We start from the raw sequence: 19,159 nt of genomic DNA, 5'->3' as shown, positions 1-19,159 counted from the left end.
TACATACAAATTCATCATTTACTGCTCATAATTCGTAATTAATCTATATCTTTGTCAGTGTTTTAACAGTAATTCAACAATTATGAGAGCAGAAACCCCTTCCGTTTTGTTAATTTACACGGGTGGAACTATCGGAATGATAGAGAATCCGGAAACAGGCGCTTTAGAAAACTTCAACTTCGATCATTTGCTTAAACATGTGCCCGAGCTAAAAAGATTCAACTATCGCATCTCTTCCTACCAGTTCGATCCCCCTCTCGACTCTTCGGACATGGAACCTGCTTACTGGGCAAAACTGGTAAAGATCATCAATTACAATTATGATTATTTCGATGGTTTCGTCATCCTTCACGGAACAGACACAATGGCTTACACTGCCTCTGCACTAAGTTTCATGCTCGAAAATCTAAGTAAACCTGTCATCCTCACAGGTTCCCAGCTCCCGATCGGGACTTTGCGCACAGACGGAAAGGAAAACCTCATCACAGCCATCGAAATTGCTGCAGCTAAAAAACCGGATGGTACAGCCATCGTTCCTGAAGTTTGTATTTTCTTTGAGAATCATTTAATGCGCGGTAACCGTACCACCAAAATCAATGCGGAGAATTTCAACGCTTTCCGCTCTTTCAATTATCCGCCATTGGCACGGGTAGGTATCCACATTAAATATGAACCTAATCTCATTCGGAAACCAGACCCGACAAAACCGTTAAAACCACATTATCTGTTCGACACCAATGTGGTTATTCTAACGCTTTTTCCGGGCATTCAAGAGAGTATCGTGACTTCTCTGCTTCATGTTCCGGGATTGAAAGCGGTTGTAATGAAAACCTTCGGTTCGGGAAATGCTCCGCAAAAAGAATGGTTCATCCGCCAACTAAAGGAAGCTACCGATCGTGGAATTATCATTGTCAACATTACACAATGTGCCTCCGGAGCAGTAGAAATGGGACGTTACGAAACAGGAATGCATCTTCTGGAAGCAGGTGTAATCAGTGGATATGACAGTACTCCCGAATGTGCCATAACAAAGCTCATGTTTTTATTGGGACATGGATTACCCAACAAGGATATCCGATATAAAATGAACTCCTGCTTAATAGGAGAGATCACCAAGTCTTAAGTTAAATCCATCTATTATAACCCCTTGATTTTCATTTTAAACAGTTGTATAAAAGTGAAAATCAAGGGCATTCTTTTCATCATCATCAAGGCCGAATCAAACCTAAAAGAGCCAAAGAAGAACCAAAACGGAAATATAGTTATTTTCACTCTATAAAATAACAGAAAAAACATTTCCAATAAAAGATATGCAGTTATTTTTGTAATAGATTTGGTTACAAACAATCAAGCAATAATACATTATGATGAAGAAAACAATTCAATTTGTACCTATCATTGCAATAGCAATGGCAGGTACTATGTCTAGTTGTGTTGACTCTGGAAAGGATCTCTATGATCCGTCTTACGAAACACCTAACCCGATGGGAGATGGCTTTGCTGCTCCCGATGATATCGATTGGAGCATGATAACCACTAAAAATGTCTCGGTCGAAGTGAAAGATGAAGAAGGAGGGTTATTTGCTTATTTAGTTGAAATATATGCAGATGATCCCTTAACTAACGAAAATGCCTCCGTACTAGCTACAAGAACAGCTAATAAAGAAAACAACTTTAAAGTTACAGCCGCTATCAGTCTGCTGCCAACTCAAAAGGGTATTTATGTGAAGCAAACCGACCCTAGAGGACGTGAACAGATATATCAGTTCGATGTGCCGGAAAACAGCGATAACATGATCTGTAAACTCTATTATGCAGGATCCACTGCACAAAATAGGGCGTTGATGAGTCGTGCCGCTGCTACAAGAGGCTTTTCATTTGAAAAGCCTGATTACTATTCCATACCTGCTAATGCAAAAGAAGTGACTGAAATGTCAGGAACCACTTTGCAGCGTGATGCTTCTTACAAAATCACCTCCGACTATACCGGCACATTCAAGTTTGACGGTTATAATGGTGAGATTGCAACCAAAGTTTATGTAGATGCCAAATGGACGATTCCCGCAACATTCCAATTCCAAAACGGAATTGAAATCATTGTGATGAATAATGCTAAAATTGAAGCATCAGGAACCATGACGTTCATTAGAAACTCCATGTTGACCATTATGGAAAAGGGAGAAGTAAATGCAGAGGATATATCATTCACTAATGGAGCACCTGCCGCATTAAGAAACTGGGGCACACTGACTGTAGTAAACACGATGACGCTACATTCCGGTGCAACACTCTACAACAAAGGAACCATAGCCAGCAAGAATATCTCAATCAATTCCAATACGAAAATTGTGAATGACAATAAAATCAGTTTGGAAGGTGAATTAAATCTGCCGTCTAATTTCTCATTGGAAAATAACGGAGAGATTTATGGAGAGAAATTAATTGCAAATTCCGACGCTGTTGCTACTAACAACAACATCATGAAGTTTACAACCATCAGTCTTACCAATACGACTGTCAATAACGCTTGTAGCATGGAAGCAACTACCTCTTTCTATGCCAACGGAGCGACGTTTAACTTTACTCAAGGATATTTGAAAGCTCCTAAAATGGAGTTTGTTAATGGAACAGTAAATTTAAGTGATGGTTCTATGCTGGATGCTACGACAAGTATCAGCATACCTCCCGGTTATGCCAAGTTTTATGGAAAAGGCGAAAATACTTCTATGATAAAATCACCGGTTATCACCGGACAAGGTTTCACGTATGATGGAAATTTGGTTATTGAATGTGATAACCACGTTAAAAAGGAACAATGGTGGGAGAACTTCCATGTATTGAATGGCGCATACTTTACCAAAATGGGAGAATCCAAAGTTGCGATAGAAGTCTGTACAGGTACCAAGAATAATGGTAATGAAGGAGGAGATCCTGAAGATCCTAAGTTCCCGATCATCATGGATGATAATCGTAATTATGCTTATCTGTTTGAAGACCAATGGCCTTTATATGGGGATTACGATATGAACGACCTTGTTCTGATTGTCAAGGAAAGAAAGATCTCTATCAACAAGAGCAATAAAGCAGAAGAATTCACGTTAAGTCTTGATTTATCGGCTGCCGGAGCTACCAAGAGTATTGGAGCTGCTATCATGCTGGACGGTGTTCCTGCCAGCACCATTACGCAGCCGGTGGAATTCAGTGACAACTCTCTTTTTAAAGGTTTCAATGTGAATAGTAATCTGATTGAGAACGGACAGGACTATGCGGTTATTCCATTATTTGACGATGCTCACAAAGCTTTGGGAAGAGACCGTTACGAACAGATTAACACGATTGCAGGCCACTCTGCTAATACGAGTCCTAAAAATATCAGCTTCACTATAAAGTTCAATAACCCTATCTCTGTGGATGAACTTAATATCAACAAACTGAATGTTTTCATCTTCGTAGAAGGAAACAGGAACCAGCGTAAGGAGATTCATATTGTCGGCTATCAGCCAACTAAGTTGGCAAATACCGATTTGTTCGGAGGAAACAACGACGATAGCTCTACTTCCCGCAAGAGATATTATATCAGCAAAGATAACCTGGCATGGGGAATCATGGTTCCGACAGACTTCAAATGGCCGTTGGAATATGTGAATATCAAATCTGCTTACTCATTATTCGAAAGTTGGGTAACCAGTGGCGGTACTAAGAATGAAGAATGGTGGAAAACTTTTGATTCATCAAGAGTATATAAATAAAGCCTAACAATTAATCTTTAACACGGATTTCATAAAACAGGAATCCGTGTTTTTTCATTAAGATGCTGTAAGTTGCAATTAATAGAAAAAAAAGATATATCACGAATTTTACTCTCCAGATTGGGGATTATTCTAAAATAATATCTATATTTGCAGTGTATCACAAATATTATGTGACAACAATCTTAATCTACAAATCAAATAACAAAGCAAGCGATAGAAAGGTCTATTCGTATGAAGAAAAAAATATTACTAGTCGACGATAAATCGACAATCGGAAAAGTGGCCGGTGTGTATCTAGGAAAAGAGTATGATTTTACCTATTTGGAAGATCCCATCAAAGCAATAGAATGGCTTAATGAAGGCAATGTACCTGACCTCATTATTTCAGACATTCGTATGCCTCTCATGATGGGGGATGAATTCTTAAGATACATGAAGAACAATGAATTATTCAAGTCAATTCCTATCGTTATGTTATCCAGTGAGGAAAGTACAACGGAAAGAATCAGACTATTGGAAGAGGGAGCAGAAGACTATATCCTGAAACCATTCAACCCTTTGGAACTCAAAATCCGAATCAAAAAGATTATTGACTAATACCGGGTCTTCTACACATGCAATATTTTGTTTATATAGGCAGAGATAGCAAAACAATAGAACTACTCTCCCGACTAAGTATTGGGGTATTCTATGCTGCGCCCAACTGTAGCAAAGCTGTCAAAGTATTGGAGAAAATACGCGAAAAATACGACGCCGCTCTATTTTTCGAGCAAGTGAACATATCCAAAGATATTGCAGATATCCAATACATGCGTAAAAAGTATCCGGGGCTTTATATGGTACTCGTTATCGACTCCTTATCTAAGGAAGAAGCATCTGAATACCTTAAAGCCGGTATCAACAATACGATAAAATATGAAACAAGCCAGGAAGCTGTAAAAAATTTATCAACTTTCCTTAAACGAAGAAAAGATCAGAAAATAAAGGCACTCCAACTGAAAGCACAAAATATAAATGCTTTCCGACTGCCTTTATGGAAAAGAACTTTTGATATATTCTTTTCAGGAATGGCGATATTATGTCTTTCTCCTCTCTTAATCTTTACTGCACTAGCTATCCGGGTAGAAAGCAAGGGTCCCATTATCTACAAATCCAAACGAGTAGGGAGCAATTATCAGATATTCGACTTCCTTAAATTCCGTTCGATGTATACCGATGCCGACAAGCATTTAAAAGATTTCAATGCCCTTAACCAATACCAGCAGGAAGATGAGGATATTTGGGGAGAAGAACCGGAAGCGGAAGTGAATGAAGAAATCAATGAAGAAGAAATCCTCTTGATATCCGACGATTTCGTAATCTCCGAAGAAGACTACATTAATAAGAAGTCCAAGGAAAAAAACAATGCTTTCGTCAAACTGGAAAATGACCCTCGAATAACTAAGATTGGACGTATTATACGTAAATATAGTATTGACGAATTACCCCAGCTTATTAATATCTTAAAAGGGGATATGTCAATAGTAGGCAACCGCCCTCTCCCACTCTATGAAGCTGAGTTACTGACAAGCGATGAACACATCGACCGTTTTATGGGTCCGGCTGGATTGACCGGTTTATGGCAGGTAGAGAAAAGAGGCGAAGCCGGTAAACTTTCTGCTGAAGAGCGCAAGCAATTGGATATCACCTATGCAAAGACATTCTCTTTCTGGTTGGATATAAAGATTATTCTGAAAACAGTTACTGCATTCATTCAAAAAGAGAACGTATAATCTCCTTCCAGATGATAGACTCTTATATCTACATAATAGATGATCTGATATTCTTCTGTACAGGGCTTTTGCTCCTATACCTCTTTGTGATGGCCATAGCCTCACATTGCAAACATATTATCTACCCGAAAGCTCAAAAAGAATATGGTTGCGCCATTCTCGTTCCGGAGGGAAGTATTCTTCCGGATATGTATAAAGAAGAGGCGTACGAGTTTATCACATACAGCGATCTGCATCAGACAATCAACAGTTTAGACCAGGAGCAATACGATCTGGTTCTCTTCCTGTCCAATACAGCATGCACTTTATCTCCGCAATTCCTGAATAAGATATATAATGCCTATGATGCCGGTGTACAAGCCATCCAACTACATACGGTGGTAGAAAACCGCAAAGGTGTCCGTAATCGCTTCCAAGCCATACGTGAGGAAATAAAAAACAGCCTCTGCAGAGCCGGCAATACACAATTCGGACTGTCATCCAATTTATTGGGGACTAATATGGCAATTGACCTAAAATGGCTGCAAAAGAACATGAAAAGTTCTAAGACTAATATTGAACGAAAATTATTCCGACAGAATATATACATTGACTACTTGCCGGATGTGATCGTTTATTGCCAGTCTGCGCCCGTCTGTCCTTACCGTAAACGTATTCGGAAAACAACTTCCTACTTACTCCCTTCCATATTTGAAGGAAACTGGAGTTTCTGCAACCGGATCGTACAACAAATAACGCCTTCTCCGCTTACATTATGTATCTTCGTAAGTATATGGGCTTCGTTAATTACCGTATATAATTGGACCTTATCATTCGGATGGTGGATTGCACTTTTCGGTCTATTAATCACTTATAGCCTGGCAATTCCTGATTATCTGGTAGAGGACAAAAAGAAGAAAAAACATTCAATATGGAGAAGAAAACACTTAAACAGCGAATTAAAGAAAACCCCGGCTTAAAACAAGCTGTACATCGTTTTATCATGCATCCCGTTAAAACTCGCCCTAATTGGTGGATACGGCTCTTCGATTTCATATACCTGAAACGTGGAAAGGGCTCTGTCATTTATCGGAGTGTACGCAAAGACCTCCCTCCTTTCAACCGGTTCTCTTTGGGTAGATATTCTGTTGTCGAAGACTTCTCCTGTCTGAATAATGCAGTTGGCAACTTAACAATAGGAGATTACACACGCATCGGATTGAGAAACACAATCATAGGTCCGGTTAATATTGGCGATCATGTCAACCTGGCACAGAATGTAACGGTCACAGGGCTCAACCATAATTATCAGGATGCAGAAAAGATGATTGACGAACAAGGCGTCAGCACACTGCCCGTTGTCATCGAAGATGATGTATGGGTAGGCGCCAATTCAGTCATTCTACCGGGAGTAACTTTAGGGAAACATTGTGTAGTGGCTGCCGGAAGTGTAGTCAGCCATTCCGTCCCACCCTATTCAATATGTGCCGGATGCCCTGCAAGAATCATAAAAACATACGATTTCGAGACTAAAGAGTGGAAAAAAGTAGAGAAAACACCTGCTACTAACCATAAATAGTGAGAATAGCTACAGAATATACCTCATAAAGGTGATTGTGACACATTCTGAAATGCATTATCTTTGCAGTATCAGAATTGAATTAATTAGTCATAATTTTATTACGTAGCCACATTTAAGTAAAAAATGAAATAGAGTCCTGCCGAAGCGATTTCGTCGGGATTTTGTTTTCTTATTACCCTCCTAACCTGCAAGATCAAGCAACCATATTCATCGATAAGTTTTCGTCCACAAAATAGTGACGCTATCCGGCAAGGATAGTGACGGGATATGTATGGGATAGTAACGGTATCATTGTCATATACCGTCACTATTTTTTTACGCTCACAGGGATTCTTAAACCCACTATATAATCTAGACTAATAATAATGCTCTCTGTTTAACCCATAACAATGCGACAGACTTAAATCCCATATAATAAAAAAACGAGCTAATTCTTTTTATAGAACCACTCGCCACTGCATCAGAAAAGCCTAAAGGCTTTTCTATAGTACCTCAAATTTCCTGAAAACCAATCTTCTTTTTACCTAAAACGTCTTACCTATTGTTATCCTTTTACCTTCTATTAAAAACTTATCCTATTGAACTAAACTAAAAAACTTTTAATACCTTAAAACTATCTAATCTAATACCTTATTTAATATTTTCTTTTACCTTATAAACTAACAGCAATTTCTCAACTGCTTTGCAAAGGTACGAATATTTTTCGTGTGCGCAAACGGTTTTATATTTTATAACACTTCCGCAGGCTATAAATCTTTCACATCGCTCAACGCAACCAGCTTATTTACAATAGCATAGATAGTCAAACCGGCAGCACTATGTATTTGCAATTTTTTGCTAATATTTCTCCGATGTGTAATCACCGTATGAATCGACAAAAATAGCTTTTCCGCTATTTCCTTATTTGTCATTCCCTTCACCACACAGATGACGATCTCCTTTTCCCGCTGGCTAAGCGTGTCCTGATTATCCATCTCTTCTTCTTCGGAAACCACATTCAGTAAACCTGCAATTTTCTTAGAAAGAGTTTCCAAATCATCGAATATTGAAATAGACTCATCATACTTACCCAATAATGAAGCATCTACAAAAGAAGTAACCAAGGCTATTAAACGTATTCTTTTACCGGATATTTCATCTCGAAACTTAGCTACATCAAAGTAATCACCAAAAGTAGGATTGACAATCAACATCTCCGGACATTGCGTCCGGACGCAATCGTGCAAAGCTTCAACAGACAACAATTCTATTGGTTGCACTTTTACGTTAGAAAGACGCTTCAATGCAGCAGTCAATCCACCACGAATAATTACAGAAGTCTCTGCAATAGCTATTCGAACGACTTCGTTATTTTTCATTTTCCCTAATCCTCCTTTCCAAATTCAGAATAGCAGGAACAAAAATATAGTCCTCAACCTTACAATGAGATTCCAGTCCGGCTTCGCAAGCATATATGTCGAAAAGAGCCGCGTTCAGAAGATTCTCATTTGCTTTGGCAGGGCAATATTTAATAATGATATTTTTCAGTTCTGTCAATTTCTCCCCTACCTGATCGTGATGCTTGGAAAATGTACTGATCTGATAGTTTTTGGGGGCAACTCCTTTAATCAATGAATCGACATACTTAAATACGGTTTTCTCTTCATAATCCATGTGTTTACGCACCTCTCGTGTATATTCATCGAAAAACTTAAGGATGAGAAAAGCAACATCGTCTTGCGAACAGTCGATTGCCTCGATCAGTTTACGACGAATAGCAGGAAGAGAAAAATCCAGAAAATAAATATGTGCCTGCCGCAGATAATCAATCAATGCAGGTATGGAAATATCATCTTTATCTCCATCGAGCCGGGAAAAGCCTTCAGCCATAAAGTTGACTACAATCAGAAAGGTCCGGCAGTCTACTCCATTCAGTTCACAAACCTCCTTGACTGTCTTGTCACCGAACCCCAACGAAAGCCCAAAACGACTCATCACTTGCAACAAAGAATAATTATCGCTGATGAGATCGATCATCTTATCAGTTGACTTATATTTTTGTAAATTATCCATCATACCTATTTATATTAGAGACTGCAAAGGAACGGAATATTTTGCTGAAATGCAATCATCATTTATAGGTATTTTAATTCGCCGGAAATAGCCAAATACTAATTATATGCTACTATTTTGTGGCGCAACTTTAGGCAAGCTAGTCTTTTTTTAGTAATTTTGTCGCTATCAATTTGTAATTAGTAACTCGTAATTTGTAATTAATAAAATGGCAAACGAACTCGAACTGAAATACGGCTGCAACCCTAATCAAAAGCCTGCCCGTATCTTCATGAAAGAAGGCGAACTCCCCATCGAAGTATTGAATGGACGTCCCGGTTATATCAATCTATTGGATGCATTCAACAGTTGGCAACTAGTGAAAGAACTGAAAGAAGCTACCGGACTGCCGGCTGCCGCTTCTTTTAAACATGTCAGCCCTGCAGGTGCTGCTGTTGCGGTAGAAATGAGTGACACGCTGAAGAAGATTTATTTTGTCGATGACATGAAACTATCTCCATTGGCTACAGCATACGCCCGTGCACGTGGAGCAGACCGTATGTCGTCTTACGGAGACTTTATCGCATTGTCCGACACTTGCGACGAAGAAACAGCACGCATCATCAACCGTGAAGTATCCGACGGCGTCATTGCTCCTGACTATACTCCCGAAGCACTGGAGATTCTAAAGAATAAAAGAAAAGGAACCTATAATGTAATAAAGATAGATCCCGCATATCGCCCGGCTCCTATCGAACATAAAGATGTATTCGGAGTAACTTTCGAACAAGGAAGAAACGAATTGAAGATCGATGAAAGTCTTTTGAAAGAGATGCCTACGCAGAACAAGAAAATCCCGGCTGATGCAAAACGCGACTTAATCATTGCCTTAATCACTTTAAAATATACACAATCCAATTCTGTATGTTATGCCAAAGACGGACAGGCAATCGGTATTGGCGCAGGCCAACAGTCACGTATCCACTGTACGCGCTTGGCAGGAAATAAAGCAGATATCTGGTATTTACGCCAACACCCGAAAGTGATGAACTTGCCATGGATTGAGAAAATCCGTCGTGCAGACCGTGACAATACAATTGACGTTTACATCTCGGAAGATTATGACGACGTACTGGCAGACGGCATCTGGCAACAGTTCTTCACCGAAAAGCCGGAAATACTGACACGCGAAGAAAAACGGGCATGGTTGGATACGATGACAGGCGTAGCTTTAGGATCGGATGCATTCTTCCCATTCGGAGATAATATAGAACGCGCACACAAGAGTGGCGTCAGCTATATTGCACAACCGGGCGGATCAGTACGTGACGATCATGTGATTGGAACTTGCGACAAATACAATATGGCAATGGCATTTACAGGCATCCGCTTGTTCCACCATTAAAAAGATCGACCATTTTTTATTCCATATATCCCCATTTATAATGAGAAGGAGACAAATCTTCCATTATAAATGGGGATTTCCTATTTCTTTAAGACCCTCTATCTTTGCAGCGTTACATTTAAAAACGAATCAAAGATGAATAAAATTGGTGTATTTTATGGTTCCACAACCGGAACAACAGAAGACCTTGCCCGTCGAATTGCAGAGAAATTAGATGTACCATCGGCAGATGTATTTGATGTATCCAAGTTAACAGAGGCATTAGTCAATGAATATGACGTATTGGTGCTCGGCTCTTCCACCTGGGGAGCAGGCGAACTCCAAGACGACTGGTACGATGGAGTCAAAGTTTTAAAGAAGTGTGATTTATCCCACAAATCTGTAGCCCTATTCGGTTGCGGCGACTCTGACTCATATAGCGACACATTCTGTGACGCAATAGGTATTCTTTATGAAGACCTAAAAGATACCCACTGTAAATTCTGTGGAGCAACAGATACTGCAGGCTATACCTTCGATTCTTCCATTGCCGTCGTAGACGGTAAGTTTGTAGGTCTTCCACTTGACGAAGTCAACGAAGATAGCAAAACAGACGAACGTATCAGCGCATGGGCTGAACAAGTGAAACAAGAAATTAGCTAATTTTACCTTAACATAAAAAGAATACTTTGCATCATGGCAACTGAAAGAATCATCCCCGGCGAAATCCGAATTTTTCTTAATCATATTTATGAGTTTAAGAAAGGCGTACGCAACATGGTACTTTACACAATGAGTAAAGAGCACGAAGAGTTTGCCATCCGCCGATTGAAAAATCAAAAGATCAGTTATATGATACAGGAAGTAGGAACCAATAAAATCAACCTGTTTTTTGGAAAGGCAGAATGTATGGAAGCCATGCGGCACATCATCATCCGTCCTTTAAACCAACTGACTGCCGAAGAAGATTTTATTTTAGGAGCCATGCTGGGATATGACCTTTGCCAGCAATGCAAACGATATTGCAGTAAAAAAGAAGGTATAAAGATAGCAGTTTAAGCGATAACCTTAGCATAAGTTTAGCTTTGTTTGTATGTAGTTTATCTGAGTTGAATCGTTTCTGAAAAGGCTGTTTCTTGATGGTAGAGATACTCAAGGGAACTGGCTGTAAAAGAAACGATTCGCTCAATTACAAACAAAAGCCACACCACACTGCCCATACATTGGCAGCATTTTCTATTTGTCCATGACAGCCGACAGATACTAATCCGACTAATCTCACATGTTAGAACAAACAAAGGTGTATTTCAGTAAATTTCATCATACTGTAATACCCCTTTATTTGTTTTATTTCGTTACATATATCCTTATATTCACTCATTAGTTTTAAATTACCTACATATACTGAATTTAAGAAATAACTATGCCTACTATTGGGTATTGCGGTTATTTTTAACCTCACATAACTTTGCAGTCGAAAAAATTATAAAAAAGATGAGAAAATTAACTGCAATCATTATTCTTTGTTTCCTGTCATCTTACCGTACACTTTCAGCACAGGAAACAGAAGAGAAGTCTAAAGACAGTAAAACTTCTTCCACAGAAGAATATACTAAATTTCGTTTCGGAGGATATGGAGAAATGGCAGCAAGCTATAAAGATTATAATTTTAATCGTTTCACTCCAAATGGTTCCGGTAAACTAAATCGTGGAGAGATTTCCATTCCACGTTTTGTATTAGCCTTCGATTATAAATTCTCTTCCAAATGGGTGTTGAGCACCGAAATCGAATTTGAATATGGAGGCACGGGAGCAGCTCGTGAAATAGAATGGTTTGAAGAGAATGGCGAGTATGAAACAGAGATTGAAAAAGGTGGTGAAGTAGCTTTGGAACAATTTCATATCACCCGCCTCATTAATAAACACATCAATCTGCGTTTCGGACATATGATTGTACCGGTAGGATTGACAAATAACCACCATGAGCCAATCAATTTCTTTGGAGTCTACCGTCCGGAAGGTGAAACAACCATATTACCTTCAACATGGCATGAAACAGGTATTGCCGTATTTGGCGAGATAGGACGATTTGATTACGAACTTCAATTAGTCAATGGTCTTGATCCACAAGGCTTTCGCAGTGAAGACTGGATAAAAAACGGTAGACAAGGAGCCTTCGAAGTAAACAATTTTACCAGCCCGGCTTTTGTAGCCCGTGTTAACTACCATGGAGTGAAAGGATTAAGAGTAGGTGCTTCTTTCTATTACAACCAGACTGCAAAGAATGGAACTAAACCTTGGAGAAATACAGGTTATAAATTCCCGGTAACTATTGTAACCGGTGATTTACAATACAAAGGCTTTAATAACAATCTGATTGTACGCGGAAATGCCGTTTATGGAAATTTAGGGGCAAGCGGAGCCTTAACTACAATCAATAACAGTTCTTCAGCTGCTTCCGGTTACCCTAATACAACAGTAGCACAGAATGCAGTCAGTTATGGAGGCGAAGCAGGATATAATATAAGTTCTTTCTTTAACTCAAAAGCTCCCCGTATCTATCCTTTTATTCGTTATGAATATTACAATCCGATGGAAAAGACAGAAGCTAACACAGGTTTGTTGGCCGACAAACGTTTTCAGGTATCAGCCGTAACAGCAGGATTGAATTACTACGCTCTACCCAATCTAGTGATTAAAGCAGACTACACTCACCGCTCCATAGGAGGTGGAAAATATAACGACGAAAACTTAGTCTCTGTAGGCATAGCCTATATTGGTTGGTTTATCAAGAAATAAATATAACTTTTTAATAACAACAAAAATGAAAACATGGAAATTTTTGCCTATAATGGCAATAGGGGTATGTATGGCAATGACCTCTTGTAGTGAAGATTCTAAAAAAGAAGATGTTTCACCAAATCCATTTGCGGGTTTTAATACCCCGGACAGTGGCACTGCAACAGATGATGAATTAAAAGCTGCGGTTGCAACGTATGTAGATGATGTAGTGATTCCTACTTATGAAGATATGTACAATAAAGTAACCGCATTAAACACGGCAGTACAAAAGTTATCAACGTCCTCCAGTGATAATGATGTAGCCAATGCAGCAGACGCCTGGGTTGCAGCACGTAAACCTTGGGAAAAAAGTGAGGCCTTTTTATATGGTCCTGCAGATTTGAATAAGCTCGATCCTAGTCTGGATAGCTGGCCTTTAGATAAAGGAGGTATTGATGCAATTCTACAGTCTGGGAATTGGGAAGATGCTGTTGGAGGCGATGTAAACGATGATGATGACGCACCAGCTGATGCACCACAGAACTTGCGTGGTTTCCATACAGCCGAATATTTATTGTTTGAAGACGGTGAAGCAAAAAAAATCACAGACCTGGATGCTAATAAAATAGGATACCTCAAGGCTGTTGTCGGACGTATGTCAAAAGACACAGAGCTTTTGTTAAAAGGTTGGACAGAAGGTAAAAATCTGGAGAACGGTGCCTATAAAGATGCAATGAAAGCACCTAACGGAACTTACTCTATAAGCAATATCAAACAATCTGTTGCAATGATACTAAACTCTGACAATGGTGCAGAAGGAATTGCCAATGAAGTAGGTGCAACGAAAATCGGAGATCCGGTAGATAAGTGGAACAGCGGAGATAAAGAAGGTGGTGTATTAGCCGTAGAATCCTGGTATAGCTGGAACTCTTTAGATGATTATACAGATAACATTTACAGCATCCGTAATGCTTACTATGGTAGTTTAGACGGAACTGTTGCCAGTGCAAGTCTGTGCTCTATCATGAAAAAAGTGAATCCGACATTGAATGACATGGTTGTTAAGCAGATTCAGGAAACAATCACAGCAATCAATGATATACCTCACCCATTCCGTAACAATTTAGGTGCTACTACTGAAGTTAAGAATGCTCAAAACCAATGCGTATTTTTATGTAGCGGTCTGGCTTTAGTCCGCGCAAAATTAGCAGGAGAATAAACAATACTAATTATGATGACTAAGCTCTTTCTTTTAGGAAAGCCGGTTATCAAAGCATTACGAGGAGGATTCCCAAGGCGATTGGGAAGAATCCTCTTTGTTGCGATAAATATAGGCTTCCTACAAAGTTGTGATCATGATGCTTTTGACGGCATTATTTATAAGCCAAACGGAGAAATAGCGAAACCGGAGGAATTATCAGCCGGCATTTCCACTATCTTTTCTACCGTAAGTGGCGCTTACGACACCAATGCAGATTGGGTCACCGGTGAATTATTAACACGCTTCAATCGTGGCGATGGTTTGTATGATAATTCTCGTGGAGTAGGTACAGGCAGTGGTAATGGATTAGGTCCCATTTTTGGAGGTTATTCCTGCGGAGCTTGCCATAGAAACACAGGACGTACGACTCCTGCATGGGTGACGGGTGGTTCCGGTGCAGGCTTTTCATCTATGCTGGTTTATATTACACGCAAAACCGGAGGATACTTCCCCGAATATGGCCGTGTATTACATGATCAGTCCATTTATGGTGTAAAAGCCGAAGGTAAAATAAAGATAACCACTACTACCGAAAAGTTCAAATTTCCCGATGGAGAAGAATATGAATTGATAACTCCTCATTATGAAATAACAGATTGGTATGATTATGAAATAAAGCCCGAAGATCTGATTATTTCGGTACGTGCCCCTTTACGACATGTCGGCATGGGGCAGATGATGGCACTTAACCATGATGAACTGAAACAGTTGGCAGCTCAAAGCAACTATCCCGAATATGGCATTAGCGGACGCCTAAATTATGTGACGGAAAAAGGCAAATATGACATTGGAATATCCGGCAACAAAGCCAACCATCAGGATTTAACAGTAGAACTAGGATTCTCTTCGGACTTGGGAGTAACCAACGACCGTTTTCCACATGAAGTTGGTGAAGGACAATCACAAATGATGGGATTTGCCAACCAAGGTGTAGAGATTTCTACCCGTGACATGGAAGATGTCGATTTATACATGCAGACATTGGGAGTTCCTGCACGCCGCAATGTGGATGATGAAACCATCAAACATGGCGAGCAAATGTTCTATCAGGCAAAATGCCATTTATGCCATACCGTTACTCTACATACCCGCCCACGAGGCAGCATATTACTGAATGGAACTCAACTGCCCTGGCTGGGTAATCAGATCATTCACCCCTATTCCGACTTCTTATTACATGACATGGGGCAAGGATTGGCAGATGATTATCCGAGTGGTCTGGCACGCGGTTGTGAATGGCGTACTACTCCATTGTGGGGAATCGGCCTTCAGGAAATTGTCAACGGACATACCTATTTCCTACATGACGGACGGGCACGTAACCTGACAGAAGCGATCATGTGGCATGACGGTGAAGGAGCCGCTTCACGTTCTATTTTCTCTCACATGTCGAAAGAAGATCGCGCAGCCTTACTTACATTTTTGAACAGTTTATAATATAATCAGCAACAACAATGAAAAAAAAATTTCTAGTACTTGCGCTCACTGCATTTATGTGCAGCCACTCTTATGCTCAAGATTCAAATACAAAAGAAATCGATGATAAATATGTAGAGAATGACGTTGTTTCACTGGCGGGAAAGAAAGGTTTTTCTTTTTCTACCAAAGCCGGTGATTTTCTATTCAAACCCTATGCATTAGTTCAAACCAGCCTGTCTTTCAACCGATACGACGATCAAGGTTTGGAAAGCCTCTATGCACGCAACTGGGCAAACAGTGGTTTTGCTATTCCTAATGCCATCCTTGGATTTACAGGCAAAGCATTTGGAAAAGTCACATTCAACTTATCACTAAATGCGGCAAAAAGTGGTGCTGCCCTACTGCAACAAGCCTGGTTTGATGTAGCCCTCAAAGAATCATTCCGTATTCGTGTCGGAAAGTTTAAAACCCCGTTCATGCATGCTTACCTGACCACACTGGGCGAAACATTATTTCCTGTATTACCCACCTCTGTGGCAGGCGGTATATTGATGCCCTACGATATCAACGCTGTAAAACCAAGCATGGCTACCGGATTCGATTTAGGAGTACAGATACATGGTCTGATTAATGGAAAATGGAATTATCAGTTAGGGATTTTCAATGGTACAGGAATCGATGTCAATTCGGCAACTAAAGGAATGTGCGATGATCATAAATGGTTGCCTCAACTGCTTTACTCCGGTCGTCTGGTATATATGCCCAAAGGAGAAATGCCGTCCACACAAGGTAATCCGAACAATCTGAAAGAAGATAAAATGCAATTCGGTGTTTCTACCTCTTATAATGCCGAAGCAGAAGATCACAGTAGTAGCGATTGGCGCATAGGTGCAGAGTTTGCAATGGTAAAGAACCGCTTCTATTTTGCAGCCGAAGGTTATTTCATGAATATGCATTTTACAGAAATCATGCATAAAGACAAAGATCAGAATTATTGGGGAGCTTACGCACAAGCCGGTTATTTTGTAACTCCTAAGTTACAAGCAGCTCTCCGTTATGATCTATTTGATCGCAACGGAACAGACGAAGGCGGTTTGTTGAATATGCCCGCCATTGGAGCTAATTACTACTTTGTCGGTTCTAATCTAAAACTTCAAATGATGTACCAATATCTGGGCAGAACCGGACATGATACACAGACTGACCGTGACAACGATGGAATAGGACTATCACGCCATAGCGTTACCGCCATGTTACAATTCACTTTCTAAAGTACAGAAGGAGGAATCTGTCTATGAATAAAAGACTAAAATATTTATTTATAACCTGTACCTGCCTAAGCTTGTGTTCAGCTTGTGATGAAGGTAAAATATATCCGGACGACACGATTGACAGTGGACGTACGGCTACTGTTACCCTTCATTTCACCCATCTGGATGCCTGGCCGCAAAAAAATAGTATGTCATTAATCTCCTTAGGTGAGGACGGAGTTACTCCCATATTGGTAAAGCGTATTCTGGAACCATCCAGCGAAGCGGAAGCCGTGACTGTGACATTAAACAACTTAACCGAAAACACGCATAGTATTGCCGTAGCAGTTGTTACGTCCGGTATGTCTTTGGTACATGCCTATCAGTCATTCCCCGTTAATGCATCGGAAGAATCGTTGACTTTACCGGAGACAACAATCGAAGTGGCCTCGTTCAGCCGCATCCAGACACAAGTTTTCAATGCAAAATGTGTGATGTGTCATGGAGGAAGTACAACAACGGCCGGAGACTTGGATCTGACAGCAGCCAAAGCATACAATTCACTGATTAATGTAAAAGCTCCCCATTCCGACGAGGGAAAGAATTATGTAACTCCCGGAGATTTAAACAACAGCTATCTATTAGATGTATTAGAGCACGATAATCATATTGATATATTCAATGGAGCTGAACAACGTGAAGTCCGTGCTCTAATCCGTACTTGGATAAAAGCAGGAGCCGAAAACAATTAACTTGTAACAGAAACTTTGATATGAACAGCAGAAAACAACCACCCTTAAGATCAGAAAAAACTTTAACTGAAATATTTAAATACGAAGTAGCAGACGGCGTTTCCGAATATCATTTAATGATTCACGCAACCCAGCCGAAAGATGCTTACGAGGAACAATTAAACGCCATTATAGATACATATTACCAATTACGGGAAAAAGAGTTGCAAGGTACCGTCGCCATTTTTAAACGATATTTCTTGAGCGACGCTTCCAATCAGGCAGACACCTTATTGGCACTTACAACTGAAAGTTCGGATTGCGCACTTTCTATCGTCGAACAGCCACCGTTGAACGGAACCAAAGTAGCAGTATGGATTTACCTCCAAACGAAGGTGCAAACACAAATGCTGCATAATGGTCTCTTTGAGGTTAAACATGGCCCCTACCGACATCTTTGGGGTGGTTGCTCTTTCAATCGGGCTGCCAACTCGGAATACCAGACCCGGCTACTATTAAATGACTATGTCATGCAGCTTATTGAACAAGGTTGCAAACTAGCCGCCAACTGTATCCGTACCTGGTTTTTCGTACAGAATGTGGATGTGAATTATCCCGGAGTAGTAAAGGCACGTAACGAAGTATTCGTTACTCAAAACCTGACGGAAAAGACACACTACATTTCCAGTACAGGTATCGGCGGACGTCATGCTGACTCCAAAGTTCTTGTACAAATGGACACGTATGCCGTAGACGGAATCAAACCCGAACAGATTCATTTCCTTTATGCGCCGACACACCTGAATCCCACTTATGAATACGGCGTCAGTTTCGAACGTGGAACGTATGTAGATTATGGAGATCGTCGCCAAGTATTCATCTCGGGCACAGCAAGTATTAATAATAAAGGCGAGGTGGTATGTCCGGGAGATATCCGTAAACAAACAGAACGGATGTGGGAGAATGTGGAAGCCCTACTAAAAGAAGCAGAATGTACATTTGACGATATGGGGCAAATGATTGTTTATCTGCGTGACATTGCAGATTATACCATCGTCAAAGAAATGTACGACAAACGTTTTCCTTGTACACCCAAAGTATTTGTACATGCACCGGTATGCCGACCGGGATGGTTGATCGAGATGGAATGTATGGGAGTAAAAACCTGTGAGAATAAGGAATATGCTCCCTATTAATATCATTTAAAAGATATACCG

The 19,159-nt window shown here is 40.1% G+C and carries 17 protein-coding genes; 15 read left to right on the top strand and 2 right to left on the bottom strand.

Annotation, left to right across the window (positions count from 1 at the left end):
• Positions 1 to 82: 82 nt before the first annotated feature.
• The 6 genes from I2I13_RS16050 to I2I13_RS16025 all read left to right on the top strand — a co-directional run bounded on the left by I2I13_RS16050 (position 83) and on the right by I2I13_RS16025 (position 7,082).
• The gene (locus tag I2I13_RS16050) at positions 83 to 1,123 is read left to right on the top strand and encodes an asparaginase (protein WP_195649965.1); all 1,041 of its coding nucleotides are present in this window, start codon (positions 83 to 85) and stop codon (positions 1,121 to 1,123) included.
• 241 nt (positions 1,124 to 1,364) lie between these two features.
• Positions 1,365 to 3,749, top strand: coding sequence for an LruC domain-containing protein (locus I2I13_RS16045; protein WP_195649964.1), 2,385 nt, complete (start codon positions 1,365 to 1,367; stop codon positions 3,747 to 3,749).
• Between the two features lie 234 nt (positions 3,750 to 3,983).
• A complete protein-coding gene (locus I2I13_RS16040) occupies positions 3,984 to 4,349 on the top strand; it encodes a PleD family two-component system response regulator (protein WP_004300114.1) in 366 nt (121 codons plus the stop codon).
• 17 nt (positions 4,350 to 4,366) lie between these two features.
• Positions 4,367 to 5,524 carry a sugar transferase gene (locus tag I2I13_RS16035; protein WP_195649963.1) on the top strand — a complete coding sequence of 386 codons (1,158 nt, stop codon included), beginning with the start codon at positions 4,367 to 4,369 and terminating at the stop codon, positions 5,522 to 5,524.
• 11 nt (positions 5,525 to 5,535) lie between these two features.
• The gene (locus I2I13_RS16030; RefSeq protein WP_195649962.1) at positions 5,536 to 6,483 is read left to right on the top strand and encodes a glycosyltransferase family 2 protein; all 948 of its coding nucleotides are present in this window, start codon (positions 5,536 to 5,538) and stop codon (positions 6,481 to 6,483) included.
• Entirely contained in the window at positions 6,435 to 7,082 is a 648-nt protein-coding gene (locus tag I2I13_RS16025; RefSeq protein WP_195649961.1) for a DapH/DapD/GlmU-related protein, read from the top strand. Before I2I13_RS16030 ends, I2I13_RS16025 begins: the two co-directional genes overlap by 49 nt.
• A 749-nt stretch (positions 7,083 to 7,831) precedes the next feature.
• Here the strand turns inward: I2I13_RS16025 and I2I13_RS16020 are convergent.
• Together I2I13_RS16020 and I2I13_RS16015 are read right to left on the bottom strand one after the other, a co-directional pair.
• Positions 7,832 to 8,443: a LuxR C-terminal-related transcriptional regulator gene (locus tag I2I13_RS16020; protein WP_074559659.1), complete on the bottom strand. Its 612-nt coding sequence runs from the start codon at positions 8,441 to 8,443 to the stop codon at positions 7,832 to 7,834.
• Positions 8,433 to 9,137 (bottom strand): hemerythrin domain-containing protein, encoded by a 705-nt coding sequence (locus I2I13_RS16015; RefSeq protein ID WP_148367667.1) that lies wholly within the window; start codon positions 9,135 to 9,137, stop codon positions 8,433 to 8,435. The genes I2I13_RS16020 and I2I13_RS16015 overlap by 11 nt, the downstream gene beginning before the upstream one ends.
• A gap of 208 nt (positions 9,138 to 9,345) precedes the next feature.
• Between I2I13_RS16015 and I2I13_RS16010 the strand changes: the two genes are divergently transcribed.
• From I2I13_RS16010 to I2I13_RS15970, 9 genes are all read left to right on the top strand, one after another.
• Positions 9,346 to 10,521 carry a phosphoribosylaminoimidazolecarboxamide formyltransferase gene (locus I2I13_RS16010; RefSeq protein WP_148367645.1) on the top strand — a complete coding sequence of 392 codons (1,176 nt, stop codon included), beginning with the start codon at positions 9,346 to 9,348 and terminating at the stop codon, positions 10,519 to 10,521.
• Positions 10,522 to 10,656: 135 nt separating this feature from the next.
• On the top strand, positions 10,657 to 11,163 hold the full coding sequence (fldA, locus tag I2I13_RS16005; protein WP_004311873.1) for a flavodoxin FldA: 507 nt from the start codon (positions 10,657 to 10,659) through the stop codon (positions 11,161 to 11,163).
• A gap of 33 nt (positions 11,164 to 11,196) precedes the next feature.
• Positions 11,197 to 11,559 (top strand): DUF2023 family protein, encoded by a 363-nt coding sequence (locus I2I13_RS16000; protein ID WP_148367644.1) that lies wholly within the window; start codon positions 11,197 to 11,199, stop codon positions 11,557 to 11,559.
• Positions 11,560 to 11,994: 435 nt separating this feature from the next.
• Positions 11,995 to 13,299 carry a hypothetical protein gene (locus tag I2I13_RS15995; protein WP_195649960.1) on the top strand — a complete coding sequence of 435 codons (1,305 nt, stop codon included), beginning with the start codon at positions 11,995 to 11,997 and terminating at the stop codon, positions 13,297 to 13,299.
• A 25-nt stretch (positions 13,300 to 13,324) separates the two neighbouring features.
• Entirely contained in the window at positions 13,325 to 14,500 is a 1,176-nt protein-coding gene (locus I2I13_RS15990; protein ID WP_148367642.1) for an imelysin family protein, read from the top strand.
• 12 nt (positions 14,501 to 14,512) lie between these two features.
• Entirely contained in the window at positions 14,513 to 15,979 is a 1,467-nt protein-coding gene (locus tag I2I13_RS15985; protein WP_370540847.1) for a di-heme oxidoredictase family protein, read from the top strand.
• A 17-nt stretch (positions 15,980 to 15,996) separates the two neighbouring features.
• Positions 15,997 to 17,232: a porin gene (locus I2I13_RS15980; RefSeq protein WP_148367641.1), complete on the top strand. Its 1,236-nt coding sequence runs from the start codon at positions 15,997 to 15,999 to the stop codon at positions 17,230 to 17,232.
• Positions 17,233 to 17,255: 23 nt separating this feature from the next.
• Entirely contained in the window at positions 17,256 to 17,963 is a 708-nt protein-coding gene (locus I2I13_RS15975; protein WP_195649959.1) for a hypothetical protein, read from the top strand.
• 20 nt (positions 17,964 to 17,983) lie between these two features.
• A complete protein-coding gene (locus I2I13_RS15970; protein WP_195649958.1) occupies positions 17,984 to 19,138 on the top strand; it encodes a Rid family hydrolase in 1,155 nt (384 codons plus the stop codon).
• Positions 19,139 to 19,159: the final 21 nt, after the last annotated feature.

This window comes from Bacteroides sp. D55t1_190419_B8 (assembly GCF_015558905.1).
In the GTDB taxonomy this organism is placed as follows: Bacteria; Bacteroidota; Bacteroidia; order Bacteroidales; family Bacteroidaceae; genus Bacteroides; species Bacteroides vicugnae.
This window is presented reverse-complemented; position numbering and strand designations above follow the sequence as displayed.